The 23,369-nt window shown below is 60.2% G+C and carries 32 protein-coding genes and 1 pseudogene; 32 read left to right on the top strand and 1 reads right to left on the bottom strand.

The window, feature by feature from the left end:
- Positions 1-90: 90 nt before the first annotated feature.
- From rplC to dsbD, 29 genes are all read left to right on the top strand, one after another.
- Complete coding sequence (gene rplC / locus ABEG21_RS14150; protein WP_347555154.1) at positions 91-753, top strand: 50S ribosomal protein L3; 663 nt, start codon at positions 91-93, stop codon at positions 751-753.
- A gap of 2 nt (positions 754-755) precedes the next feature.
- Complete coding sequence (rplD, locus tag ABEG21_RS14145; RefSeq protein ID WP_347555153.1) at positions 756-1,376, top strand: 50S ribosomal protein L4; 621 nt, start codon at positions 756-758, stop codon at positions 1,374-1,376.
- Positions 1,373-1,690, top strand: a complete 318-nt coding sequence (rplW, locus tag ABEG21_RS14140; protein WP_347555152.1) for a 50S ribosomal protein L23 — start codon at positions 1,373-1,375, stop codon at positions 1,688-1,690. The genes rplD and rplW overlap by 4 nt, the downstream gene beginning before the upstream one ends.
- A gap of 2 nt (positions 1,691-1,692) precedes the next feature.
- Positions 1,693-2,523 carry a 50S ribosomal protein L2 gene (gene rplB, locus ABEG21_RS14135; RefSeq protein WP_347555151.1) on the top strand — a complete coding sequence of 277 codons (831 nt, stop codon included), beginning with the start codon at positions 1,693-1,695 and terminating at the stop codon, positions 2,521-2,523.
- Positions 2,524-2,532: 9 nt separating this feature from the next.
- The gene (gene rpsS, locus ABEG21_RS14130) at positions 2,533-2,808 is read left to right on the top strand and encodes a 30S ribosomal protein S19 (RefSeq protein ID WP_024902004.1); all 276 of its coding nucleotides are present in this window, start codon (positions 2,533-2,535) and stop codon (positions 2,806-2,808) included.
- A gap of 12 nt (positions 2,809-2,820) precedes the next feature.
- Positions 2,821-3,150: a 50S ribosomal protein L22 gene (rplV, locus tag ABEG21_RS14125; protein WP_347555150.1), complete on the top strand. Its 330-nt coding sequence runs from the start codon at positions 2,821-2,823 to the stop codon at positions 3,148-3,150.
- A 10-nt stretch (positions 3,151-3,160) separates the two neighbouring features.
- Positions 3,161-3,937 carry a 30S ribosomal protein S3 gene (gene rpsC / locus ABEG21_RS14120; RefSeq protein WP_347555148.1) on the top strand — a complete coding sequence of 259 codons (777 nt, stop codon included), beginning with the start codon at positions 3,161-3,163 and terminating at the stop codon, positions 3,935-3,937.
- Positions 3,938-3,939: 2 nt separating this feature from the next.
- Complete coding sequence (gene rplP / locus ABEG21_RS14115; RefSeq protein ID WP_347555147.1) at positions 3,940-4,356, top strand: 50S ribosomal protein L16; 417 nt, start codon at positions 3,940-3,942, stop codon at positions 4,354-4,356.
- 13 nt (positions 4,357-4,369) lie between these two features.
- The gene (gene rpmC / locus ABEG21_RS14110) at positions 4,370-4,564 is read left to right on the top strand and encodes a 50S ribosomal protein L29 (RefSeq protein WP_024902000.1); all 195 of its coding nucleotides are present in this window, start codon (positions 4,370-4,372) and stop codon (positions 4,562-4,564) included.
- Positions 4,561-4,833, top strand: a complete 273-nt coding sequence (gene rpsQ, locus ABEG21_RS14105; protein ID WP_347555146.1) for a 30S ribosomal protein S17 — start codon at positions 4,561-4,563, stop codon at positions 4,831-4,833. The genes rpmC and rpsQ overlap by 4 nt, the downstream gene beginning before the upstream one ends.
- A 407-nt stretch (positions 4,834-5,240) precedes the next feature.
- Positions 5,241-5,609: a 50S ribosomal protein L14 gene (rplN, locus tag ABEG21_RS14100; protein ID WP_347555145.1), complete on the top strand. Its 369-nt coding sequence runs from the start codon at positions 5,241-5,243 to the stop codon at positions 5,607-5,609.
- A gap of 9 nt (positions 5,610-5,618) precedes the next feature.
- A complete protein-coding gene (gene rplX, locus ABEG21_RS14095) occupies positions 5,619-5,927 on the top strand; it encodes a 50S ribosomal protein L24 (protein WP_024901997.1) in 309 nt (102 codons plus the stop codon).
- A 15-nt stretch (positions 5,928-5,942) separates the two neighbouring features.
- The gene (rplE, locus tag ABEG21_RS14090; RefSeq protein WP_347555144.1) at positions 5,943-6,482 is read left to right on the top strand and encodes a 50S ribosomal protein L5; all 540 of its coding nucleotides are present in this window, start codon (positions 5,943-5,945) and stop codon (positions 6,480-6,482) included.
- Between the two features lie 7 nt (positions 6,483-6,489).
- Positions 6,490-6,795 carry a 30S ribosomal protein S14 gene (rpsN, locus tag ABEG21_RS14085; RefSeq protein WP_347555143.1) on the top strand — a complete coding sequence of 102 codons (306 nt, stop codon included), beginning with the start codon at positions 6,490-6,492 and terminating at the stop codon, positions 6,793-6,795.
- Positions 6,796-6,808: 13 nt separating this feature from the next.
- A complete protein-coding gene (rpsH, locus tag ABEG21_RS14080) occupies positions 6,809-7,204 on the top strand; it encodes a 30S ribosomal protein S8 (protein ID WP_347555142.1) in 396 nt (131 codons plus the stop codon).
- A 16-nt stretch (positions 7,205-7,220) separates the two neighbouring features.
- Positions 7,221-7,754 carry a 50S ribosomal protein L6 gene (rplF, locus tag ABEG21_RS14075; protein ID WP_347555141.1) on the top strand — a complete coding sequence of 178 codons (534 nt, stop codon included), beginning with the start codon at positions 7,221-7,223 and terminating at the stop codon, positions 7,752-7,754.
- Between the two features lie 10 nt (positions 7,755-7,764).
- A complete protein-coding gene (gene rplR / locus ABEG21_RS14070) occupies positions 7,765-8,130 on the top strand; it encodes a 50S ribosomal protein L18 (RefSeq protein WP_347555140.1) in 366 nt (121 codons plus the stop codon).
- Positions 8,131-8,139: 9 nt separating this feature from the next.
- The gene (gene rpsE / locus ABEG21_RS14065; RefSeq protein WP_347555139.1) at positions 8,140-8,655 is read left to right on the top strand and encodes a 30S ribosomal protein S5; all 516 of its coding nucleotides are present in this window, start codon (positions 8,140-8,142) and stop codon (positions 8,653-8,655) included.
- 11 nt (positions 8,656-8,666) lie between these two features.
- Positions 8,667-8,852, top strand: a complete 186-nt coding sequence (gene rpmD / locus ABEG21_RS14060) for a 50S ribosomal protein L30 (RefSeq protein WP_347555138.1) — start codon at positions 8,667-8,669, stop codon at positions 8,850-8,852.
- 14 nt (positions 8,853-8,866) lie between these two features.
- A complete protein-coding gene (rplO, locus tag ABEG21_RS14055) occupies positions 8,867-9,301 on the top strand; it encodes a 50S ribosomal protein L15 (RefSeq protein WP_347555137.1) in 435 nt (144 codons plus the stop codon).
- A 134-nt stretch (positions 9,302-9,435) separates the two neighbouring features.
- Positions 9,436-10,764, top strand: a complete 1,329-nt coding sequence (gene secY / locus ABEG21_RS14050; protein WP_347555136.1) for a preprotein translocase subunit SecY — start codon at positions 9,436-9,438, stop codon at positions 10,762-10,764.
- A gap of 10 nt (positions 10,765-10,774) precedes the next feature.
- Positions 10,775-10,993, top strand: coding sequence for a translation initiation factor IF-1 (gene infA / locus ABEG21_RS14045; protein WP_003264140.1), 219 nt, complete (start codon positions 10,775-10,777; stop codon positions 10,991-10,993).
- A gap of 18 nt (positions 10,994-11,011) precedes the next feature.
- Complete coding sequence (gene rpmJ / locus ABEG21_RS14040; RefSeq protein WP_024901987.1) at positions 11,012-11,128, top strand: 50S ribosomal protein L36; 117 nt, start codon at positions 11,012-11,014, stop codon at positions 11,126-11,128.
- Positions 11,129-11,168: 40 nt separating this feature from the next.
- Positions 11,169-11,534, top strand: coding sequence for a 30S ribosomal protein S13 (gene rpsM, locus ABEG21_RS14035; protein ID WP_347555135.1), 366 nt, complete (start codon positions 11,169-11,171; stop codon positions 11,532-11,534).
- Positions 11,535-11,561: 27 nt separating this feature from the next.
- Positions 11,562-11,966: a 30S ribosomal protein S11 gene (rpsK, locus tag ABEG21_RS14030; RefSeq protein ID WP_347555134.1), complete on the top strand. Its 405-nt coding sequence runs from the start codon at positions 11,562-11,564 to the stop codon at positions 11,964-11,966.
- A 232-nt stretch (positions 11,967-12,198) separates the two neighbouring features.
- Entirely contained in the window at positions 12,199-12,822 is a 624-nt protein-coding gene (rpsD, locus tag ABEG21_RS14025) for a 30S ribosomal protein S4 (protein ID WP_347555133.1), read from the top strand.
- Between the two features lie 204 nt (positions 12,823-13,026).
- Complete coding sequence (gene rpoA, locus ABEG21_RS14020; RefSeq protein ID WP_347555132.1) at positions 13,027-14,004, top strand: DNA-directed RNA polymerase subunit alpha; 978 nt, start codon at positions 13,027-13,029, stop codon at positions 14,002-14,004.
- 263 nt (positions 14,005-14,267) lie between these two features.
- Positions 14,268-14,666, top strand: coding sequence for a 50S ribosomal protein L17 (gene rplQ / locus ABEG21_RS14015; protein ID WP_347555131.1), 399 nt, complete (start codon positions 14,268-14,270; stop codon positions 14,664-14,666).
- A gap of 260 nt (positions 14,667-14,926) precedes the next feature.
- Positions 14,927-17,230, top strand: a complete 2,304-nt coding sequence (gene dsbD / locus ABEG21_RS14010; RefSeq protein WP_347555130.1) for a protein-disulfide reductase DsbD — start codon at positions 14,927-14,929, stop codon at positions 17,228-17,230.
- On the opposite strand, the gene yihA is transcribed toward dsbD, so the two are convergent.
- On the bottom strand, positions 17,204-17,875 hold the full coding sequence (gene yihA / locus ABEG21_RS14005; RefSeq protein ID WP_347556815.1) for a ribosome biogenesis GTP-binding protein YihA/YsxC: 672 nt from the start codon (positions 17,873-17,875) through the stop codon (positions 17,204-17,206). The two genes, dsbD and yihA, sit on opposite strands and share 27 nt — an antisense overlap.
- A 764-nt stretch (positions 17,876-18,639) precedes the next feature.
- Here yihA and ABEG21_RS14000 point away from each other — a divergent pair.
- The 3 genes and pseudogenes from ABEG21_RS14000 to msrP all read left to right on the top strand — a co-directional run bounded on the left by ABEG21_RS14000 (position 18,640) and on the right by msrP (position 23,328).
- The gene (locus ABEG21_RS14000; protein WP_347555129.1) at positions 18,640-20,901 is read left to right on the top strand and encodes a cytochrome c biogenesis protein ResB; all 2,262 of its coding nucleotides are present in this window, start codon (positions 18,640-18,642) and stop codon (positions 20,899-20,901) included.
- Between the two features lie 131 nt (positions 20,902-21,032).
- Positions 21,033-22,133 (top strand): annotated as a pseudogene (gene ccsB / locus ABEG21_RS13995) (c-type cytochrome biogenesis protein CcsB); the annotation flags it as partial.
- A gap of 181 nt (positions 22,134-22,314) precedes the next feature.
- The gene (msrP, locus tag ABEG21_RS13990) at positions 22,315-23,328 is read left to right on the top strand and encodes a protein-methionine-sulfoxide reductase catalytic subunit MsrP (protein WP_347555128.1); all 1,014 of its coding nucleotides are present in this window, start codon (positions 22,315-22,317) and stop codon (positions 23,326-23,328) included.
- Positions 23,329-23,369 lie beyond the last annotated feature (41 nt).

The raw sequence follows: 23,369 nt of genomic DNA, 5'->3' as shown, positions 1-23,369 counted from the left end.
AAGGGGTGTGTGGGCGTTTTCCGCTGAGATTTCGCACCCTTTTGGGTGTATTTAAGCCCCGGCCAATCGCAGTCGGGAATGGAGAAAACAATGAGCCTTGGACTCGTGGGTCGCAAGGTTGGGATGACCCGTATCTTTACGGCTGATGGGGATTCGATTCCTGTCACCGTGCTGGACGTGTCGAACAACCGTGTAACGCAGATCAAGACGCTGGAAACCGATGGCTACACCGCGGTCCAGTTGACGTACGGCGATCGTCGCCGCTCGCGCGTGACGAAGCCGGAAGCTGGTCATCTGGCCAAAGCCGGTGTTGAGCCGGGCGTCGTCCTGAAGGAATTCCGTGTCGACGTGGAGCGTGCAGCTTCGCTGGCACTGGGTGCTGTGGTCGATGTCGACCTGTTCGCGGACGGCCAAAAGGTCGACGTGCAGGGCGTGTCGATCGGTAAGGGCTATGCCGGTACCATCAAGCGCTACAACTTCGCATCCGGCCGTGCATCACACGGTAACTCGCGTTCGCACAATGTGCCGGGCTCGATCGGTATGGCGCAGGATCCGGGTCGTGTGTTCCCGGGTAAGCGGATGACTGGTCATCTGGGTGATGTCACCACCACCACGCAAAACCTGCAGATCGCGCGTATCGATGCCGATCGCAAGCTGATCTTCGTCCGCGGCGCAGTGCCGGGCGCGAAGAACGGCGTCGTGTTCGTGACGCCGGCAGTGAAGGCGCGCGTTACTGTCGCGCAAGGAGCCTGATCATGGAACTGAAGCTCCTGAATGAGCAAGGTCAAGCGGGCGAGGCAGTGAATGCGTCGGACGCCGTTTTCGGTCGCGATTACAACGAAGCGCTGATTCACCAAATCGTCGTCGCTTACCAAGCGAATGCACGTAGCGGTAACCGCGCACAGAAGGATCGTGAGCAAGTCAATCACTCCACGAAGAAGCCGTGGCGCCAGAAGGGTACGGGTAATGCTCGTGCCGGTATGCGCTCCAGCCCGCTGTGGCGTGGGGGTGGTCGGATTTTCCCGAATTCGCCCGAAGAAAACTTCACGCAGAAGGTCAACAAGAAGATGTTCCGTGCGGGCATCTCGTCGATCTACTCGCAACTGGTTCGTGAAGGCCGCCTGTCCGTGATCGAGCCGATCGCGCTGGAAGCCCCGAAGACGAAGCTGCTCGCAGCCAAGTTCAAGAGCCTGGGTCTGGAATCCGTTCTGATCATCACCGATGAGCTGGACGAGAACCTGTACCTGGCATCGCGTAACTTGCCTGGCGTCGCTATTGTCGAGCCGCGTTATGCCGACCCGCTGTCGCTGATCTATTTCAAGAACGTTCTGGTCACGAAGGCGGCGGTTGCCCAGATCGAGGAGTTGCTGTCATGACGGACGTTCGCAAAAACGATCATCGTTTGCTGCAGGTCCTGCTCGCGCCGGTAGTCTCCGAAAAGGCGACGTTCGTGGCGGAAAAGAACGAGCAGGTCGTGTTCGAGGTCGCTAAGACGGCGACCAAGCCTGAAATCAAGGCGGCTGTTGAGCTGCTGTTCAAGGTTGAAGTCGAATCGGTCCAAGTCCTGAACCGTAAGGGTAAGGAAAAGCGTTTCGGTCGTTTCATGGGTCGCCGCGCACACGTGCGCCGTGCCTATGTCTCGCTGAAGCCGGGCCAAGAGATCAACTTTGAATCGACGGAGGCCAAGTAATCATGGCGCTCGTTAAAGTCAAACCGACATCCCCGGGTCGCCGCGGGATGGTCAAGGTCGTCAATGCCGATCTCTACAAGGGCCGTCCGTTCGCGGCGCTCACGGAGAGTGAAAGCAAGACGGCTGGCCGTAACAACAACGGCCGCATCACGACGCGTCACAAGGGCGGTGGTCACAAGCAGCAATACCGTCTGATCGACTTCAAGCGTGATAAGGACGGCATTCCGGCAAAGGTCGAGCGTATCGAATACGACCCGAACCGTAGCGCGAACATCGCTCTGGCGCTGTATGCGGATGGTGAGCGTCGTTACATCATCGCCACGAAGGGCATGGTTGTCGGCCAAGCGCTTATGTCCGGCTCCGAAGCGCCGATCCGTTCGGGTAACACGTTGCCGATCCGGAATATTCCGGTCGGTACGACGATCCACTGCATCGAAATGTTGCCGGGCAAGGGCGCGCAGATCGCGCGTTCGGCTGGCACCTCGGCGATGTTGCTGGCGCGTGAAGGGATCTACGCTCAGGTTCGTCTGCGTTCGGGCGAAATCCGTCGCGTGCACATCGAGTGCCGTGCGACGGTCGGCGAAGTCGGCAACGAAGAGCACAGCCTCCGTCAAATCGGTAAGGCCGGTGCAATGCGTTGGCGCGGTGTCCGTCCGACGGTTCGCGGTGTCGCGATGAACCCGGTGGACCACCCGCACGGTGGTGGTGAAGGTAAGACTGCTGCTGGTCGTGATCCGGTCTCCCCGTGGGGCCAGAAGACCAAGGGCTTCCGCACCCGTCGCAACAAGCGCACGACCAATATGATCGTGCAGCGCCGCAACAAGAAGCGTTAAGGAGCCGACATGGCACGTTCTCTTAAGAAAGGTCCGTTCTGCGACGCCCACTTGCTGAAGAAGGTTGAAGCGGCGGCGTCCTCGCGTGACAAGAAGCCGATCAAAACTTGGTCGCGTCGTTCCACGATCCTGCCCGATTTCATCGGTCTGACGATCGCGGTCCACAACGGTCGCCAACACGTTCCGGTGTACATTTCGGACAACATGGTAGGCCACAAGCTTGGCGAATTCGCTCTGACCCGTACGTTCAAGGGTCATGCAGCGGATAAAAAGGCCAAGCGGTAAGGGGCGATAGAGATGGAAGCTAAAGCAATTCATCGCGGGGCCCGGATGTCGGCCCAGAAGACCCGCCTGGTCGCTGACCAGATCCGTGGTCTGCCTGTTGGCCGTGCGCTGGACGTTCTGACGTTCTCGCCGAAGGCTGCCGCCGTAGTGGTAAAGAAGGTCGTGTTGTCGGCTATCGCGAATGCGGAGCACAACGAAGGCGCTGATATCGACGAGTTGAAGATCAAGACGATCTATGTCGATAAAGCGGGTTCGTTGAAGCGCTTCACGCAGCGCGCGAAGGGCCGCGGTAACAAGATCGAAAAGCAGACCTGTCACATCTTTGTGGCAGTCGGGGACTAAGGGGTCGACGATGGGACAAAAAATTCATCCGACCGGCTTCCGGCTGGCCGTAACGCGGGACTGGTCGTCGCGCTGGTACGCGGGCAACGATAACTTTGCGGACATGCTGTCGCAAGATATCAAGGTTCGCGAATACCTGAAGAAGAAGCTGAAGAACGCTTCGGTAGGTCGTGTGCTGATCGAACGTCCGGCGAAGAATGCCCGGATCACGATTTTCAGCTCGCGTCCTGGCGTCGTCATCGGTAAGAAGGGTGAGGATATCGAACTGTTGAAGTCGGACCTGCAACGTCTGTTGGGCGTTCCGGTTCACGTCAACATCGAAGAAATCCGTAAGCCGGAAATCGATGCTCAGCTGATCGGCGATTCGATCACGCAACAGCTCGAGCGCCGTATCGCTTTCCGTCGCGCAATGAAGCGCGCGATGGCAAACGCGATGCGTCTGGGTGCCCAAGGCATCAAGATCATGAGCTCGGGCCGTTTGAACGGTATCGAAATCGCACGTACCGAATGGTATCGCGAAGGCCGCGTGCCGCTGCACACGCTGCGCGCCAACATCGACTACGCGACTTCGGAAGCGCAGACGACGTATGGTCGTATCGGTGTCAAGGTGTGGGTCTATAAGGGCGACCACCTGGGTCCGAACGAAGCGCCGGCAGTGGAAGAAGCACCGGCGGAAGACAAGCGTAACCGTCGCAATGCACGTCCGGGCGATCGTCGCCCGCGTCGTGACGGCGAAGGCGGTGGTCCGGGTGCGCGTCGTGGTGCGCCGCGCCGCACTGGAGGGTAATCATGCTGCAACCGAAGCGTAGAAAGTATCGTAAGGAGCAGAAGGGCCGTAACACCGGCGTAGCGACCCGCGGTAACGCGGTGTCGTTCGGTGAGTTCGGTCTGAAGGCTGTTGGCCGTGGTCGCCTGACCGCTCGCCAGATTGAAGCGGCGCGTCGTGCTATGACGCGTCACATCAAGCGCGGCGGCCGGATCTGGATTCGGATTTTCCCGGACAAGCCGATCTCGCAAAAGCCGGCGGAAGTGCGGATGGGTAACGGTAAGGGTAACCCTGAGTACTACGTCGCGGAGATTCAACCGGGCAAGATGTTGTACGAAATGGATGGTGTACCCGTTGAAACGGCGCGCGAAGCGTTCCGTCTGGCACAGGCAAAGTTGCCGATCCAGACGACCTTCGTCGTTCGTCACATCGGCGCCTGAGGGAGATGAAGCGATGAAAGCATCCGAACTTCGCAGTAAGGACGAAGCGGCGCTCAACCAGGAACTCAGCGATTTGCTGAAGGCCCAGTTTGGCCTGCGCATGCAGCTGGGTACTCAGCAGCTGAGCAACACCAGCCAAATCAAGAAGGTTCGTCGCGATATCGCTCGCGTTCGTACCCTCTTGACGGAAAAGGCGAGCCAGAAATGAACGATACCGCTATCAAGACCGTAAAGCGCACGCTGTCCGGCACCGTCACCAGCAACAAGATGGACAAGACGGTTACCGTACTGGTCGAGCACCGCGTGAAACACCCGATCTACGGCAAGTACGTCGTCCGGTCGAAGAAGTACCACGCGCATGACGAAAGCAACACGTTTAACGAAGGTGATCTCGTTGAGATTCAGGAGTCGCGTCCTATCTCGAAGACCAAGGCGTGGACAGTGTCCCGTCTGATCACCGCCGCACGCGTGATCTAATTGCTTAAACGCCCCTCGGACTTCGGTCCGGGGCGGTGATCAAAGAGCCGGCCCGCCTAAGGCCGGTTTTTTTATCACCGCGGTGCATCATGCATCGTGTTGTGAAACGGTGACGGGGAGGGCTAAAAATCCCCGTCGCCGTGAATGTCTTGCTGTTGAAGCAAAAGCGGGCTATACTCTCGCTCTTTGCTTCAATTTGGATTCGCCCGCAAGGGCGTTTTGGTGCCGATTATCATTCGCCGGGCGGTTTGTGCAGGCTTCGGCGGGTGGCAAGCAGTATCAGGGTGATAGTGGTCCTTCAGCTGTCGCCTGCCGTTCACGCCCAAACAGCCGGCTGGCTGACGGGACCAAGACTGACCGATGGCGCTATGGTGGCGTTCTCGGATTAAGTTGGGAAAAGTTAAATCATGATCCAGACCGAATCTCGGCTCGAAGTAGCCGACAACACCGGTGCGCGCGAAGTGCTGTGCATCAAGGTGCTAGGCGGCTCCCGGCGGCGTTACGCAGCTATTGGCGACATCATCAAGGTGACCGTGAAAGAAGCGACACCGCGTGGACGCGTCAAAAAAGGCGAAATCTATAACGCTGTCGTGGTCCGTACCGCAAAGGGCGTGCGCCGTGCAGACGGCTCGCTGATCAAGTTCGACGGCAATGCCGCCGTGCTTTTGAATAACAAGCTCGAGCCGATCGGCACCCGTATTTTCGGGCCGGTGACGCGTGAGCTGCGCAGCGAACGCTTCATGAAGATCGTTTCGCTGGCGCCGGAAGTGCTGTAAGGAGCCGCGATGGAAAAGATTCGCAAAGGCGATGAGATCATCGTCATTACCGGTAAAGACAAGGGCAAGCGCGGCACCGTGCTGCTGGTGGCAGAAGATCACGTTGTGGTCGAAGGCCTGAATCTGGTGAAGAAGCACGTCAAGCCGAACCCGATGAAGGGTACGACGGGCGGCGTCGAAGCCAAGGCTATGCCGCTGCAGAAGTCGAATGTGGCGCTGGTGGATGCGAACGGCAAGCCGTCGCGTGTGGGCATCAAGGTCGAAGACGGAAAGAAGGTTCGTTTCCTGAAGTCGACCGGTGCGACGATCAGCGCTTGACGCTTGGAGTGACAAATGACTCGTCTGCAAGAGATTTATAAAGAAAAAGTCGTCCCCGAGTTGACCGAAAAGTTCGGTTACAAGTCGGTGATGGAAGTGCCGCGCCTGGTCAAGATCACGTTGAATATGGGTCTTGGTGAAGCCGTCGCGGACAAGAAAGTGATCGAACACGCTGTTGGCGATCTGACGAAGATTGCCGGTCAAAAGCCGGTGGTTACGAAGGCTCGCAAAGCTATCGCAGGTTTCAAGATCCGTGAGCAGTATCCGGTCGGTGCGATGGTGACGCTGCGTCAAGAACGTATGTGGGAATTCCTGGACCGCTTCATCACCATCGCTTTGCCGCGTGTGCGTGACTTCCGAGGTGTGTCGGGCCGTGCGTTCGATGGTCGTGGCAACTACAACATCGGTGTGAAAGAGCAGATCATTTTCCCCGAAATCGAATACGAGAAGATCGACGCGCTGCGTGGGCTGAATATCAGCATCACGACCACCGCGAAGACCGATGAAGAAGCGAAGGCGCTGCTCGCCAGCTTCAAGTTCCCGTTCAGAAACTGAGGTTAACGTGGCTAAAAAGGCACTGATCGAACGTGAAGACAAGCGGACGCGCCTGGTTGCAAAGTTCTCGGCCAAGCGCGCAGCATTGAAGACGATCATCGACGACTCGCAAAAGTCGGACGAAGAGCGTTATGAAGCACGCCTGGCGCTGCAACAGCTGCCGCGCAATGCGAATCCGACGCGTCAACGTAATCGTTGTTCCATCACGGGTCGTCCCCGTGGCACTTTCCGTAAATTTGGTCTCGCCCGTAACAAGCTGCGCGAGTTGGCTTTCCGCGGCGAAATCCCGGGCCTGACCAAGGCCAGCTGGTAATAGGAGAAACGATATGAGTATGAGTGATCCTATCGCCGATATGCTGACCCGCGTCCGTAACGGACACCAAGTCGGGAAGACGTCGGTTGTGATGCCGTCGTCGAAGTTGAAGGTCGCGATTGCCAAGGTCCTCAAGGACGAAGGTTACATCGAGAGCTTCAACGTGACGACCGACGGTGCGAAGGCATCGCTGGACATCACGCTGAAGTACTACGCCGGCCGTCCGGTCATCGAGCGCATCGAACGCGTCTCGAAGCCGGGTCTGCGTGTGTACAAGGGTCGTGACGACATTCCGCGCGTGATGAACGGGCTGGGCGTCGCCATTGTTTCCACCCCGCGCGGTGTGATGACCGATCGTGCAGCTCGCGCCGCAGGCGTGGGCGGCGAAGTCATCTGCTACGTCGCCTGACGTCAGGGAGAGAACAATGTCTCGAGTTGGTAAAAGCCCGATCACCGTGCCGGCAGGCGTGGAAGTAACGATCGGCGCGGAACAAATCGTGGTCAAGGGCCCGAATGGCTCGGTGTCGCTGGACGCGCAATCGAAGGTAAAGGTTGCGTTGGACAACGGCGTGCTGACCTTCGCAGTCGCGGACGATAGCCGGGAAGCGAATGCGCTGTCCGGTACGATGCGCGCTCTGGCAAACAACGCGGTTATCGGTGTGACGAAGGGTTTCGAGCGCAAGCTGAACCTGGTCGGCGTCGGTTATCGTGCGCAAGTGCAAGGCGACAAGATCAATCTGTCGCTGGGTTTCTCGCATCCGGTCGTGCACCAGTTGCCGGCTGGCGTGACGGCTACCATGCCGACACAGACCGAGATCGTCATCAAGGGGATCAATAAGCAACACGTCGGTCAGGAAGCTGCGAAAGTTCGCGGCTACCGTCCGCCTGAGCCATACAAGGGCAAGGGTGTTCGGTACTCCGACGAGGTTGTGATCCTCAAGGAAACCAAGAAGAAGTAAGGTGCCCACCATGGATAAGAAACAAGCTCGTGCGCGCCGTGCGCGCAAGACGCGGATCCTCATCGCGGACCGCGGCATCCACCGCCTGGCGGTGCACCGTACGAATCTGCACATCTACGCGCAAGTGTTCTCGCCGTGCGGCACGCAAGTGCTCGCCAGCGCGTCCACCGTTGAAGCGGAAGTGCGTACGGAATTGGCTGGTAAAACCGGCGTCGGCGGCAACGTTTCCGCCGCCACGCTGATCGGTCAACGCATTGCAGCACGCGCCAAAGCAGCAGGCGTAGAGTCGGTGGCGTTCGATCGTTCTGGTTTCCGGTATCACGGTCGGGTCAAGGCGTTGGCCGAAGCCGCCCGTGAAGCCGGTCTCAAGTTCTAAGGGGTCGTCATGGCAAAAACTCAAGTACGCACTCAGACTGAGAGCGAAGACGGCCTGATCGAAAAGCCGATCGCCGTCGTCCGCACCACGAAGGTCGCCAAAGGCGGTCGCGTGATGTCGTTCTCGGTGATTTCCGTTGTTGGCGATGGCGATGGCCGCGTCGGCATGGGTAAGGGTAAGGCGAAGGAAGTCCCGGCTGCTATGCAGAAGGCGATGGAAAGCGCACGCCGCAATATGTTCAAGGTCGACCTGAAGAAGGGTACGCTGCAACACGAAACGAAGGGCCGTCACGGCGCTTCGAAGGTGATGCTGGCGCCTGCTAAGGAAGGTACGGGCGTTATCGCTGGTGGCCCGATGCGTGCGGTGTTCGAAGCGGTTGGCGTGCATAACGTCGTCGCGAAGAGCTTCGGCTCGACGAACCCGTACAACCTGGTCCGTGCGACCCTGGATGGCCTGAAGAAGCAAGTGACGCCGGCAGAAGTCGCGGCGAAGCGTGGCCTGTCCGTCGAAGATATTCTCGGCTAAGGATGCTCACCATGTCAGATAAAACCATCAAGGTTCAGCTCGTCAAGAGCTTGATCGGCACGCGTGAATCGCATCGTGGTACGGTTCGCGGTCTCGGTCTGCGCCGTATCAACTCGGTCAGCGTGTTGGAAGACACGCCGGCAGTGCGCGGCATGATCAACAAGGTTTCGTACCTTGTGAAAGTCATCGGCTCTTAAGCCTGGGGACAGATATGCAACTCAATACCATCAAGCCCGCAGAAGGCTCGACCCATGCCAAGCGCCGTGTAGGCCGTGGTATCGGCTCCGGCCTGGGCAAGACCGCTGGTCGCGGTCACAAGGGTCAGAAGTCGCGTTCGGGCGGCTTCCACAAGGTTGGTTTCGAAGGCGGCCAGATGCCTCTGCATCGTCGTCTGCCGAAGCGCGGGTTCTCCTCGCTGACGAAGGAATTCGTTGGTGAAGTGCGCCTGAGCGACCTGGAAAAGCTGGGTCTCGACGAAGTCGACCTGCTCGTTCTGAAGAAGGCTAAGCTGGTTGGCCAACTGATCGAACGCGTGAAGGTCATCGCAACGGGCGAACTGAAGCGCAAGGTCGTGCTGAAAGGCATGACGGCGACGAAGGGTGCACGTGCGGCGATCGAAGCAGCGGGCGGCTCGCTGAGCGAGTAAGTTTGATCGATGGGCAATGCCGCAAGGTATTGCCCATTGCGGCAGTGATGAGCGCGGTGGTTAAGCCGTTTTAACCGCCCAAAACGTGGCGAATCGTGGCAGGCAGAATGGCCACGGCTGCATCGGAGAAGGTTTTGGCTACCAGCCCAAGTCTTGCGAAATCCGGAAAGACGGCGCCGAAGTACGGTGACCTGCGCCGGCGGCTGATTTTCCTGCTGCTGGCGTTGATCGTTTATCGGATCGGTGCACATATTCCGGTGCCGGGGATTGATCCGGACCAACTGGCCAAGTTGTTCCAAAGCCAGGCGGGCGGCATTCTCGGGATGTTCAATATGTTCTCCGGGGGCGCGTTGTCGCGTTTTTCGGTGTTCGCATTGGGCATCATGCCTTACATCTCGGCGTCGATCATCATGCAGTTGTTGGCGATCGTCTCGCCGCAGCTCGAGGCGCTGAAGAAGGAAGGGCAGGCGGGTCAACGGAAGATCACGCAGTACACGCGGTATTTCACCGTGGTGCTCGCGACCTTTCAGGCCTTCGGTATTGCGGTGGCGTTGAGCGGTCAGCCAGGCTTGGTGATCGATCCGGGCCTCGCGTTCCGCCTGACGACGGTCGTAACGTTGGTGACCGGGACGATGTTCCTGATGTGGCTGGGTGAGCAGATCACCGAGCGCGGTTTGGGCAACGGTATCTCGATCATCATCTTCGCCGGTATCGCGGCGGGGCTGCCGAATGCGGTGGCAGGGTTGTTCGAGCTGGTGCGTACCGGTTCGATGAGCATCATCTCGGCGATTATCATCGTCGCGTTGATTGCGGGGGTGACGTATCTGGTGGTGTTCATCGAACGCGGCCAGCGCAAGATCCTCGTGAACTACGCGAAGCGCCAGGTGGGCAACAAGATCTACGGTGGACAGTCGTCCCATCTGCCGTTGAAGCTGAACATGGCGGGAGTGATTCCGCCGATTTTTGCCTCGTCGATCATTCTGTTCCCGGCGACGATCGCAAATTGGTTCAGCACGCGGATGCCGTGGTTGCATAACATCGCAAACACGCTGTCCCCGGGTCAGCCGCCGTATGTGATTTTGTACGCGTTGGCCATCGTTTTCTTCTGCTTCTTCTACACCGCGTTGGTGTTCAACAGCAGGGAAACGGCGGACAACCTGAAGAAGAGCGGGGCGTTCGTACCGGGTATTCGACCGGGCGACCAAACCGCGCGCTACATCGACCGGATTCTTACGCGGCTGACGTTGGCGGGTGCGATTTACATCGTGTTCGTTTGTCTGTTGCCTGAATTCCTGGTGTTGCGCTGGAATGTGCCGTTCTACTTCGGCGGTACGTCGCTGTTGATCATCGTGGTGATCACGATGGATTTCATGGCGCAGGTCCAGTCGTACGTGATGTCGCAACAATATGAATCGCTGCTCCGGAAAGCTAATTTCAAGGGCGGCAATACGATGATGCGTTGAGCACGAGAATATGGCCAAAGATGATGTAATCCAGATGCAGGGCGAGGTGTTGGAAAACCTGCCCAACGCGACTTTTCGGGTGAAGCTGGAAAACGGTCATGTCGTGCTCGGGCATATCTCCGGCAAGATGCGGATGCACTATATCCGTATCCTCCCCGGGGACAAAGTGACGGTGGAACTGACGCCCTACGATCTTTCGCGGGCGCGGATCGTATTCAGGGCGAAGTGATTTCGAGGGAGTAGCATCATGAAGGTAATGGCATCGGTAAAGCGCATGTGCCGTAACTGCAAGGTGATCAAGCGCAATGGCGTTGTGCGGGTGATCTGCAGCTCGGATCAGCGCCATAAGCAACGCCAGGGCTGACGCTAAGCGTCGGTACCAGGCTCTCAGTTGAGGAAGAGTAATGGCTCGTATTGCAGGGGTTAATGTCCCCAATCACAAGCACGCCGAGATCGGCTTGACGGCGATCTTCGGTATCGGCCGTCCGACCGCGCGTAAGATCCTCGAAACGGTTGGCGTACCGTATTCGAAGAAGGTCGGCGAACTGAACGACGACGATCAAGAAAAGATCCGTCTCGAGATCGGTAAGTTTACGGTCGAAGGCGATCTGCGTCGTGAAGTCACGATGAACATCAAGCGCTTGATGGACTTGGGTTGCTACCGCGGCGTGCGGCACCGTAAGGGCCTGCCTGTCCACGGTCAACGTACCCGCACGAATGCGCGTACCCGTAAGGGCCCGCGTCGTGCCGCTGCTTCGCTGAAGAAGTAAGCGCAACACTGGTCACAGGAAAAACGAATGGCTAAGGCTCAGAACAATTCCGCCGCCCAGCGCGTCCGGAAAAAGGTGAAGAAGAACGTGCCGGAGGGCGTCGCGTGCGTCCACGCTTCGTTCAACAACACGATCATCACGATCACGGACCGTCAGGGCAATGCCCTGTCGTGGGCGACGTCGGGCGGCCAAGGCTTCAAGGGCTCCCGTAAGTCGACCCCGTTTGCAGCGCAGGTTGCAGCGGAACAAGCTGGCCGCGTGGCGATGGAATACGGCGTCAAGAACCTGGAAGTGCGCATCAAGGGCCCTGGCCCGGGTCGCGAATCCGCGGTTCGTGCGCTGCACAGCCTGGGCATCAAGATCACGTCGATCTCCGACGTGACCCCGATCCCGCACAATGGCTGCCGTCCGCCGAAGCGTCGCCGCATCTGATCGATGCATACCGGAATGGTGCAAACCATTCCACTTATAAGCCCACCGTCCTGGTGCGACGTGCGTGTCAACGATCCTGACTGTGAAGGACGTACATGCACCGGATACCGGACTCGCCTCAGTAGGCGGGCGGATCGAGCGGGACGTCAATGTGCAGGTTTGCACGCCAGCGTCCGGTCTTGATCGGTTGCCCATCGCGCTGAACGCGATTTAATACAGAAGGAAACCAAAAGTGGCACGTTATACCGGCCCACGAGCCAAACTCTCCCGCCGTGAAGGCACCGACCTGTCGCTGTTGTCGAACCGCCGTTCGCTGGCCGACAAGTGCAAGCTGGACAGCAAGCCGGGTCAACATGGTCGTACCTCGGGTGCGCGGACGTCGGACTACGGTCTGCAACTGCGCGAAAAGCAAAAGGTCAAGCGGATCTACGGTGTGTTGGAGCGTCAGTTCCGCCGTTACTTCGCTGAAGCCGACCGTCGCAAGGGCAACACCGGCGCCACGCTGTTGCAATTGCTGGAAGGCCGTCTGGACAATGTCGTGTACCGGATGGGCTTCGGCTCGACCCGCGCGGAAGCTCGTCAGCTCGTCAGCCACTGTGCAGTTACGGTGAATGGCGTTGTGGCGAACATCCCGTCGCAGCAGATTCGCGTCGGTGACGTGATCGCGCTCCGTGAGAAGGCCAAGAAGCAAGCACGTGTTCTGGAAGCGCTGAGCCTGCAAGAGCAGAGCGGCTTCCCGGCATGGGTTGCGGTTGATTCGAAGGAGCTGGTCGGTACGTTCAAGCAAGTGCCGGATCGTTCGGAAATCACGGGCGACATCAACGAAAGCCTGATCGTCGAATTGTATTCGCGTTGATCGGCTGGCTGAGCGGGATGGGACAACGCCAAGTCCTGTCGCGTTCGGCTACGTTGTGAGTAGTGAAGTAGTGCCGGCTGCGTGGCATGGTACGGCGGCTGACGGTAACGTTGGCGCCGTGGTATGCCACGCGCCGGCTTTTTCAGGTTGTTGCCAGTCAGCCTTATCGGTGTAACGAGCCGAGGGTATTGAAGAGGAAAACCTATGCAAAACAGTTTGTTGAAGCCCAAGATCATTGCAGTTGAGTCGTTGGGTGACAATCACGCCAAAGTCGTGATGGAGCCGTTTGAACGCGGCTATGGTCACACGCTCGGTAACGCATTGCGCCGAGTGCTCCTGTCGTCGATGCTGGGCTATGCGCCGACGGAAGTGACGATCGCGGGCGTGGTTCACGAGTACTCGACGCTGGACGGCGTTCAGGAAGACATGGTCAACCTCGCGCTGAACCTGAAGGGCGTGGTTTTCAAGCTTCATAGCCGTGATGAAGTCACGGTCACGTTGCGCAAGGATGGTGAAGGCGTAGTGACGGCGGCGGATATCGAACTGCCGCACGACTGCGAAGTCATCAACCCGGGCCACGTGATTGCGCATCTGTCGAAGGGCGGTAAGCTCGACGTGCAGATCAAGGTGGAAAAGGGTCGCGGCTATGTGCCGGGCAATGTGCGTCGCTACGGCGAAGATGTGGCCAAGGTTATCGGCCGTATCGTCCTGGATGCGTCGTTCTCGCCGGTCAAGCGCGTGAGCTATGCAGTGGAATCGGCTCGGGTCGAGCAGCGTACCGACTTGGATAAGCTGGTGATGAACATCGAAACCAACGGCGTCCTGACGCCTGAGGAAGCGATTCGTCAAGCAGCTCGCATCCTGGTGGATCAGCTGAACGTGTTCGCGGCGCTGGAAGGCACCGAGACCACCGCGGAAGCGCCGTCGCGTGCACCGCAGATCGATCCGATCCTGCTGCGTCCGGTTGACGATCTGGAGTTGACGGTCCGTTCGGCAAATTGCCTGAAGGCCGAAAACATCTATTACATCGGCGACCTGATCCAACGTACGGAAAACGAGCTGCTGAAGTGCCCGAACCTCGGTAAGAAGTCGATGACCGAGATCAAGGAAGTGCTGTTCTCGCGTGGCCTGACGCTGGGCATGAAGCTCGAGAACTGGCCGCCGTCGAGCCTCGACAAGTAATACGCCTGTCGCCGTTCAGGCGACAGCGCGCCACGGCCTAGCCGAGGCGCGGTGCGGAGGAGGCGGAGAACTGTTGTTTCGGTCTCCGCCTCCTCCGCAAGTGGCTGGATCAAAGGGGCGTCATGCGTTAAGATGATGCCCCTTTGCGTTTGTCGCAAATCGTGTTGTTCAACCCAAACCACCGGACCGCAGTTCACCCGTGCCACCAGGCCAGGTAGGACAGATAGAAGAGCCGGAGCAAGACTCAATCAAGGAAAATCATCATGCGTCACCGTAGTGGACTGCGTAAGCTGAATCGCACCAGCGCCCACCGTCTGGCAATGCTGCGCAATATGTCGAATTCGATCATTCAGCACGAAGCGATCAAGACCACGCTGCCGAAGGCGAAGGAACTGCGTCGCGTCGTCGAGCCGCTGATCACGATGGGCAAGACCCCGACGTTGGCGAATCGCCGTCTGGCTTTCAATCGCCTGCGCGATCGTGATTCGGTCACGAAGCTGTTCGAAGTGCTGGGCCCGCGTTACGCGGCTCGCCCGGGCGGCTATCTGAGCATCCTGAAGTTCGGCTTCCGTCACGGCGACAACGCGCCGATGGCGCTGGTCCAACTGATGGATCGCCCGGACGTCACCGAAGCAGTCGAAGACACGAGCGACGCTGAGTAATCACGCGTTGATCGTCGCGAAAGCGCGAGGAGTGTGAGCGATAACGGTCGCATTCCTCGTGTCTTCTGAAAAAACCGCCCATGTGGCGGTTTTTTCGTTTACGGCCGTCTGCTCGCGACGACGCAGCTGAGAAAGGCCGTAAAAACACGCCGACCGTTCAAGGTGCCGAAGCGTGACTTCACCGACGCGGTAGAATCGCGGAACTGCCTGTCTCCGCGCCGCATCGCTTCCCGCTGTGTCTATTCATGTCGATTGTTAGAGTGACCGTTGATCGCGTCTCAGGCGCCACGCCTTTTGCGCGGGCCGTGGCGCATGTACTGTCAAGCTGGCGCGCCGTCTGGCGGCACACGCGGGCGCGCCTGGTGGTTTTGCCGCTGTTGGCCGTGTCCGTTGCGCTCCTCGCTGCTCCCGGCATCGCCCGAGCGGACGACGGTTTTCTCGATCCGTCCGTCGCCTTCCGGTTCAGTGCGAGCGAAGTGCCTGGCTCGGTGCAGTTGCAATATCGGATCGCGCCGGACTATTACATGTATCGGGAGCGTCTCGGCTTCACGGTCGTGGGCGGCCAGGCGACGCTCGGCACGCCGGATCTGCCGAAGGGGACGGTCAAGTTCGACCAGACCTTCAACAAGGACGTCGAAACCTATCGCGGCACGCTGCAGATCACGTTGCCGGTGACGTCCGCGCAGGGCCCGTTCGATCTGGATGTGGTGTCGCAAGGCTGTTCCGACAAAGGCGTCTGTTATCCGCCGATTCACCATAAGGTGCATGTCGCGGGGGCCGCGCTGCAACCCGCCACTGCCGGTGCCGCTGGCGTCGGGGCGGCGGTCGACGCTACAGGGGCCGGTGCGGGCGATAACAGCGCTGCCACCGGTGTCGACCGTCTCTACGATCAGACGTATGCGATGCACGTGCTGGAAGGCCGGAGCGTGCCTGCCGTGATCGGCATCTTCTTCGTGCTGGGCATGGCGCTGAGCTTGCTCCCGTGCTCGCTGCCGATGATCCCGATCCTGTCGTCGATCATTCTCGGCGAAGGCGCCGCCTTGACGCGACGCCGCGGTCTTTTCCTTTCCGCGACCTATGTGCTGGGCATGGCGGTGGTCTATACCGGTTTCGGTATCGCCGCGGCTTTGGCGGGCCAGAGCCTCAATGCAGCGCTGCAGAATCCGTGGGTGCTGGGGGGCTTCGGCATCTTGCTGCTCGTATTCGCCGTATCGCTGCTGGGCGCCTTCGAGCTGCAATTGCCGGCGGCGTGGCAGAGTCGCGTGTCCACCGCGTCGAGCCGACTGAGTGGCGGGCGCGTCTTCAGCGTGCTAGTCATGGGCGCCTTGTCGGCTTTGCTGGTGGGCGCGTGCATGACCGCGCCGCTATTTGGCGCGTTGGCGTTCATCGCGCAGACCGGCAACGTGTTTATCGGCGGGATCTCGCTGTTCGCCATGGCGTGGGGGCTCGGTTTGCCGCTGCTGGTCGTGGGCGTGGGTGCCGGGGCCTTGCTGCCGCGTGCGGGGCTCTGGATGGACGGCGTCAAGCGTGCCTTCGGCGTCCTGCTGCTCGGCGCGGCGGTATGGATTGTCGCGCCGGTGCTGCCGGCCGCGCTCGCGCTGCTGGGCTGGGCATTTGTCGCACTGGTTGCCGCGTGCTGCCTCGGCGTCGTGCCGGTGGCATCGCGTGATCACACGATTGCTGCCGCGACGAAGGCGTCGGCGCCTGGCGCGTTGGCGTGGCGCATACTGGCACGCGCCGTCGGGGGTCTGGCGCTCGGCTATGCGGCAGCGGCGATGGCCGGTGCATTGGCCGGTGCGCAAGACCCTTTGCGGCCGCTCGCGGTGTTTGTCGGCGGTAGTGCGGTCGCGGGCGGTGGCGTCACTGCCGCGACTGGCGCGGCTGCGGGTAACGATGCCGAGACTGCCGGGCTGCCCTTTGCGAAGGTGCGTTCGCTGCCGGAGCTGCAACGTGCGACCGCCGCAGCGGGACGGCCGACGATGCTGTTCTTTCATGCGGACTGGTGCACGAGCTGTGTGGAAATGGAGCGATTGGTCTTTCCGCAGCCTGCCGTGCATGCCGCCTTGCAGTCGTTCGCGCTATTACAGGCCGATGTGACGGCCAACAACGCCGACGATCAGGCGCTGATGAAACACTTCGGCATGTTCGGGCCGCCGGCCATCATTTTCTACGATGCGCACGGACGCGAATTGCCGGCATTGCGCGTGATGGGCTATCAACCGGCAGACCGTTTCGCAGCGTCCTTGCAAAAGGCGCTGAATGCCGCGCAAGCGGCTGACACGGCAGCGGCGAGCACAGCGGGCGGCGCGAATGCGACGGTATCGCAGGCGGCGCTTTCCTCGACGGCAGGGGCGGCTTCATCGCCGACCGTGTCTGCTTCTGCAGCCTCGCCTCAGGGCGATCTCTCCGTCGCCTCGGACGCCGGCCCGGGCGCGCTGTCCCGTCCGGCCGAGACAACGTCCCCGCCGGAAACGCCATTGGCGCGCGCGCTCGCGGGACAGGCTGCGGCGAGCAGCGACACCGACCGCGCGACGGCTTTATTCGGCCGCGACCGGAGCCGCTGACGCGTTGTCGTCCGTCGAAACGGGGCGCAACCAGCTTTCCACCTTCGCGTGGGCTTCTTCCAGTCCCACGCGCTTCAGCATCGAGAACAGCTGCACGGACAGCTGCTCCTCGCCACTGGCTTCGTTATAGCGATTGATCAGGTCGCGCGTCTTGCGCAGCGCTTGCTGGCTCTCCTGCCGGTTCAGCTTGTCGGCCTTCGTCAACAGCATATGGATCGGTTTGCCGGTGACCGCGAACCAATCGATCATCTGGATGTCGAGATCGGTGCATGGGCGCCGTGAATCCATCACGAGCACCATCCCGCGCAATTGCGGCCGCGATCGCATGTAACTACTCAGCAGCGCTTCCCAGTGCTTTTTGGCGTCGCCGGGCACCTGGGCATAGCCATAACCGGGCAGATCGACGACGAAGCCCGCGCGCTCGTCTTGTGGGCCGACTTCGAAGTAATTGATGTGTTGCGTACGCCCTGGCGTCTTACTGGCGAAGGCCAGTCGACGCTGATTGCACAGCACGTTGATCGCACTGGACTTGCCCGCGTTCGAGCGGCCCGCGAATGCCACCTCGGGTTGCGGGGTGGGCGGTAGGTCGCGGAGATGATTGACGGTGGTGAAGAAGCGCGCTTGGTGCAGCAGGAACGACGACATGACGGACTCCGCGCCGGGGCGCGTTGGAAAACACAAGGAAAACGGCAACAAGGAAAAGACCACTCCCTGCGTCGCCATAAATCCTTGTCAGCAACAGGGATAAACAGCAACTGGCGCCAAAACGGACGCGAATGATGCGTGACAAATTGTCGCGGCAATGAAATATCGTGGCGCCGGCGGTACAACGCTCGAATTCTGCCGCGCTTTCCGGCCTGACGGCTGGATAACGAATGCTGACGACGATGTTACGAACGGGCGATGGGACGTGGCGCGGCCGTTGTGATTCTGCGCCATTACGCCATCCTCCGGCGTCTAGCGCGCTACGGCGGGGCTTGCGGCCTGCAAAGCGCCGACGATGTATCGCTATTCGAAAGCGAACGGTACGGCAGGGCGAGGCATGCTGTCGGGTCGGCGGCCCAGGTTACTGGCCGAATAACGGTCAGTGCGTCACTCCGTCCTATCGCCGCACCGGAAGCCGAACGTTTCAAGGCGATGACAAATGCACAGTGCGCGCTCGGTAATCCCGCCCGAAATAGATCGATGCTGCGGCAATTGTTTGCTTGCCGCGACATTCAGCCCGGCCCTAACCATAGGCAAATCAAGGGAAAAACGGACTTTATTGTACAATACGCCCGCTTTGTGAAGCCATGCCAGACGTGCGAATACACGCTTTTTTATGGGTGCTTGCACAGTTGGAGGCCGCGGCTTCATGACGCAGTGGGCACTCCTCGTGGCCGCGCCCGATCTTGTCTCGCGGAGTTTGAATGCGTTCCACCCCAGCCAGCGCCCCGGTTTCCCGGTATATCCGGACGCGGCGCAGCCTCGTCGATCTGTTTGCGTCGATGCGCTTCGCTATCGCGTTGCTGACGATCCTGGCCATCGCCAGCATCATCGGTACCGTGATCAAGCAGAACGATCCCTATCCCAATTATGTGAACCAGTTCGGTCCATTCTGGGCCGATATTTTCCGCTCGCTGGACATGTACAACGTGTACAGCGCGTGGTGGTTCATGTTGATCCTGGCGTTCCTGATCACTTCCATCAGTTTGTGCGTCACGCGCAACGGTCCGAAGATGATTGCCGATACGCGCAACTGGAAGGACAAGGTCCGCGAAAACAGTTTGCGCGCTTTCCACCATCACGACGAATACGCGTCGCCGGCGGCGCAGCGCGACGCGGTGAGCGCATTCGAACAGTTGTTGGCGCGTGCGGGCTACAAGACCAAAACGCGTGAAGCGGAAGGTGCCGACAGCGGCGCGACGTTGATCTCGGCCAAGCGGGGCGCGTTCACGCGCGTGGGCTATATCCTCGCCCACCTGGCGATCGTCGTCATTTGCGTCGGCGGTCTGCTGGACAGCGGATTGATGGTGCGCATGCAGGTCTGGCTCTTCGGCAAGTCGCCGGTCGTGACGAATGCGCCGATCGCGCAGATCGGCCCGGAGCACCGGTTGTGGCCGCAGAATCCGAGCTTCCGCGGCTATGCCTGGGTGCCGGAAGGGCAATATGTGTCGACGGCGATCCTGAACGAGAAAGACGGCATTCTGCTGCAGGATCTGCCGTTCTCGATTCAGTTGAACAAGTTCATCGTCGATTACTACACGACGGGTATGCCGAAGTTGTTTGCCAGCGACATCGTCGTCATTGATCGTCAAACCGGCAAGCGCACCGCCGCGCGCGTCGAGGTCAACAAACCCTTTACCTACGACGGCGTGTCGATCTACCAGTCCAGCTTCGAGGACGGGGGCACCACGCTCGAGCTGACCGGCTATCCGATGGACGGCAGCGGGACGAAGTCGGCGCCGTACACCGGCACGATCGGCGCTTCCACGAAGTTGCCGAACGGCGACACGGTCGAATTCTCCGATTTCCGCGCGATCAACGTCGAAAATCTGGCCGCCAATGGCACCAGCAGCAAGGTCGACGCGCGGAGCGTGACGAAGGAATCGGGCTTCGAGCATGCCCTCGATCAACGCCTGGGTTCCGGTGCGAAGAGCGATGGAAGCCAGGACCTGCACAATATCGGACCGTCATTGCAATACAAGATCCGCGACAACGCCGGTCAGGCCCGTGAGTTCAACAACTACATGGTGCCGACGCAGGTCAATGGCGCGCCGATGTTCCTGGCCGGCATGCGCGACGAGCCGGACGCGCCGTTCCGCTATCTGCGTATTCCGGCAGACGACGAGAGCACGGTGAAGCAGTGGATGCTGTTGCGCGCCGCGCTACAGGATCCGGCCTTGCGCGCCGCCGCGGCGCAAGCTTTTGCCGAACGTTCGGTCGCGGGTGGCGCATCGCCCACTGCCGCCAACGCGCAGCTGGCGGACAATCTGCGTCAGAGCGCGAGCCGTGTGTTGAACCTGTTCTCCGGTGCAGCGCCGGACGGTTCGCCATTGAAGGCGCAGCCCGGCCAGGTCAGTGGGGGGTTCCCTGCCGTCGCCAACTTTATCGAGGGCTCGGTCCCCGCAGCCGATCGCGAAAAGGCCGCCGGCCTGCTGTTACGCATGCTCGAAGGCAGCGTGTGGGATCTGTGGCAGCTGGCGCGCGCGAAGGATGGCGAGCCGGCGTTGCAGGCCACCGCACCGCACACGCGATTTGTGCAGAATGCGATCAATGCGCTGTCCGACAGTTTCTACTACGGCGCGCCGGTTTTTCTGCAACTCGACAACTTCCATCAAGTGCAGGCGTCGGTGTTCCAACTGACACGCGCGCCGGGTGAGAGTATCGTTTACCTCGGATCGCTATTGCTGGTGCTGGGCATCTTTTCGATGTTCTATGTCCGCGAGCGCCGCGTCTGGATCTGGATGCGACCCGCCGATGGCGGCCGTACCCAGGTGCTGATGGCAATGTCGACCGCACGTCGGACGATGGATTTTGAGAAAGAATACGTGCGCATGCGCGAGGCGGTCCGACAGACCGTATCGCCCGACCAGACGCACGCGGACGACGTGCCTGCCGCCGCATCGGACACCCCGTCGCATACGCCATCGGACGCGCAGGATGCCGCGCCCGATACGAAAACGAAGTGACCAACCCCGCAGATACCATGGCCTCACATCCCACCTCCGGCTCGAGCACGCCGCTCGGGCGCACCCAGCCATCGGCTGGCGTGAATCCTCCCGACCAGCCGTTGCCGTTTGCCCGCGACGCGTTCTGGATGCGCCTGAATGCCGTCGATTTCGTCTATGCGCTGTTGTTGATCGCCGGTGCCGGATTCGGGCTGTGGCGTTTCTACAATGCGACCACCTATTACGACAAGGCGGTATTGGTCTGCGCGACGCCGGCCATCATCGCCCTGGGTTGGTTCTGGAAGCCGGTCCGGCTGCTGGTCGTGTTGATTGCCGCTTTGGCGTTGTCGGCCATCCAGCTCTACAAGGGCAATCTGGCCAACGCGGACCAGGTTTTCTTGTTGAAGTACTTCCTGTCGAGCCAGTCGGCCATTCTTTGGATGAGCGCGCTGCTGGTCTTGTCGACGCTTTTCTATTGGCTTGGTCTGTTATTCCGGGCACCGTCCTCGTCGGCGATCGCGTCGCGGATGGTCTGGGTCGCCGTGTTGGCGGGCTTTGTCGGCATGATGGTCCGTTGGTACGAGTCCTACCTGATCGGCAGTGACGTCGGCCATATTCCCATCTCGAATCTGTACGAAGTGTTCGTGCTGTTCTGCTTGATCACGTCGTTGTTTTATCTTTACTACGAAAGCCTGTACAGCACGCGCGCGCTGGGTGCCTTTGTGATGCTGGTGACGTCGGCGGCCGTCGGCTTCCTGATGTGGTATTCGGTGGCGCGCGACGCAAGCCAGATCCAGCCCTTGGTGCCGGCGCTGCAAAGCTGGTGGATGAAGATCCACGTTCCGGCGAACTTCATCGGCTATGGCTCGTTCGCCTTGTCGGCGATGGTTTCGGTGGCCTGGCTGTTGAAGGAGCGCGGTGTGCTGGCGGATCGTCTGCCGTCCTTCGATTTGCTTGACGACCTGATGTACAAATCGATCGCGATCGGTTTCACGTTCTTCACGATCGCCACGATCCTGGGCGCCCTGTGGGCGGCGCAGGCGTGGGGCGGTTACTGGAGCTGGGACCCGAAGGAAACCTGGGCGCTGATCGTCTGGCTGAACTACGCGGCCTGGTTGCATATGCGGCTGATGAAGGGCTTGCGCGGTGCGCCGGCAGCGTGGTGGGCACTGACCGGCCTGCTCGTCACGACCTTCGCCTTCCTCGGTGTGAATATGTTCCTGTCGGGTTTGCATAGCTACGGCAAGCTGTAAGGCGGTAGCGAGGTATATCGGAAAACACAGCGCCGTGCCCGGAAATCAGATGACGTGAATGTAATCCATCGTCTCGGGCAACTGCGGTAAGCTAGGTTCATTCCGAACACGCGGCGATGCTTCGGCATCGCCGTTTTTCATTGTGCCGCCGCATTCTGTCGGGGCACAAGGAGCCTTGGCCATGACCAGCAAGCGCGACGCCGCCGCCCTGCGCGGCGACGATATTCCCCGTAGTGAAATCACCCCTCAGGCGTTGTTCCATAGCCGCCGACAGGTGATGCGCCAGGCCGTGCAATTGGCCGGTGCGTCGGCGTTGACCACGGCAGCGGGGGTGTTGCCGTCGTTGGCCCACGCCGCCGCATTGCAGGAAATGCAGGCGAATTCGGGCGCGCAGAAATTGCCGGCCACGCCGAACGCGGCGTATCGCGTGTCGGACAGCGTCACGTCGTTCAAAGACATCACCAGCTATAACAATTTCTACGAATTCGGTACCGACAAAGCCGATCCGGCGCGCAATGCGCACACGTTGCAGACACGCCCGTGGGAGGTCAAGGTGGAGGGGCTCGTGGCCAAGCCCGGCACCTATGACCTCGACAAGCTGCTGAAACTGGCGCCGCAGGAAGAGCGGATCTATCGGATGCGCTGCGTGGAAGGCTGGTCGATGGTGATCCCGTGGATCGGTTATCCGTTGGCGTCGTTGATCAAGCAGGTGCAGCCGACCAGCGATGCCAAGTACGTCCAGTTCCTGACGCTGAACGATCCGAAACAGATGCCGGGCCTGAGCTCCGATATCCTGCAATGGCCCTATACCGAAGGCCTGCGCATGGATGAGGCCATGCATCCGCTGGCGCTGCTGACGTTCGGACTTTACGGCGAAGTGTTGCCGAAGCAGGACGGCGCACCGGTCCGCATGGTCATTCCGTGGAAGTACGGTTTCAAGAGTGCGAAATCGATCGTGGCCATCCGTTTCGTCGATCGCCAGCCGCCCACGTCATGGAACCGCTACGCACCGCAAGAGTACGGTTTCTATTCGAATGTGAACCCGCATGTCGATCATCCCCGCTGGAGCCAGGCCACCGAGCGACGTATCGGCGAGGGCGGTCTGTTCACGCCGAAGCGGCCGACGCTGATGTACAACGGCTATGACCAGGTGGCGTCGTTGTACCAGGGCATGGACCTGCGGAAGAACTTCTGACGCGGAGGCGGTATGGCACATCGCGACACGACACCGGTGAA

Source organism: Robbsia sp. KACC 23696, from assembly GCF_039852015.1.
GTDB lineage: Bacteria > Pseudomonadota > Gammaproteobacteria > Burkholderiales > Burkholderiaceae > Robbsia.
The sequence above is the reverse complement of the archived record's forward strand: the minus strand, read 5'-3'. Positions and strand labels throughout refer to the sequence as shown.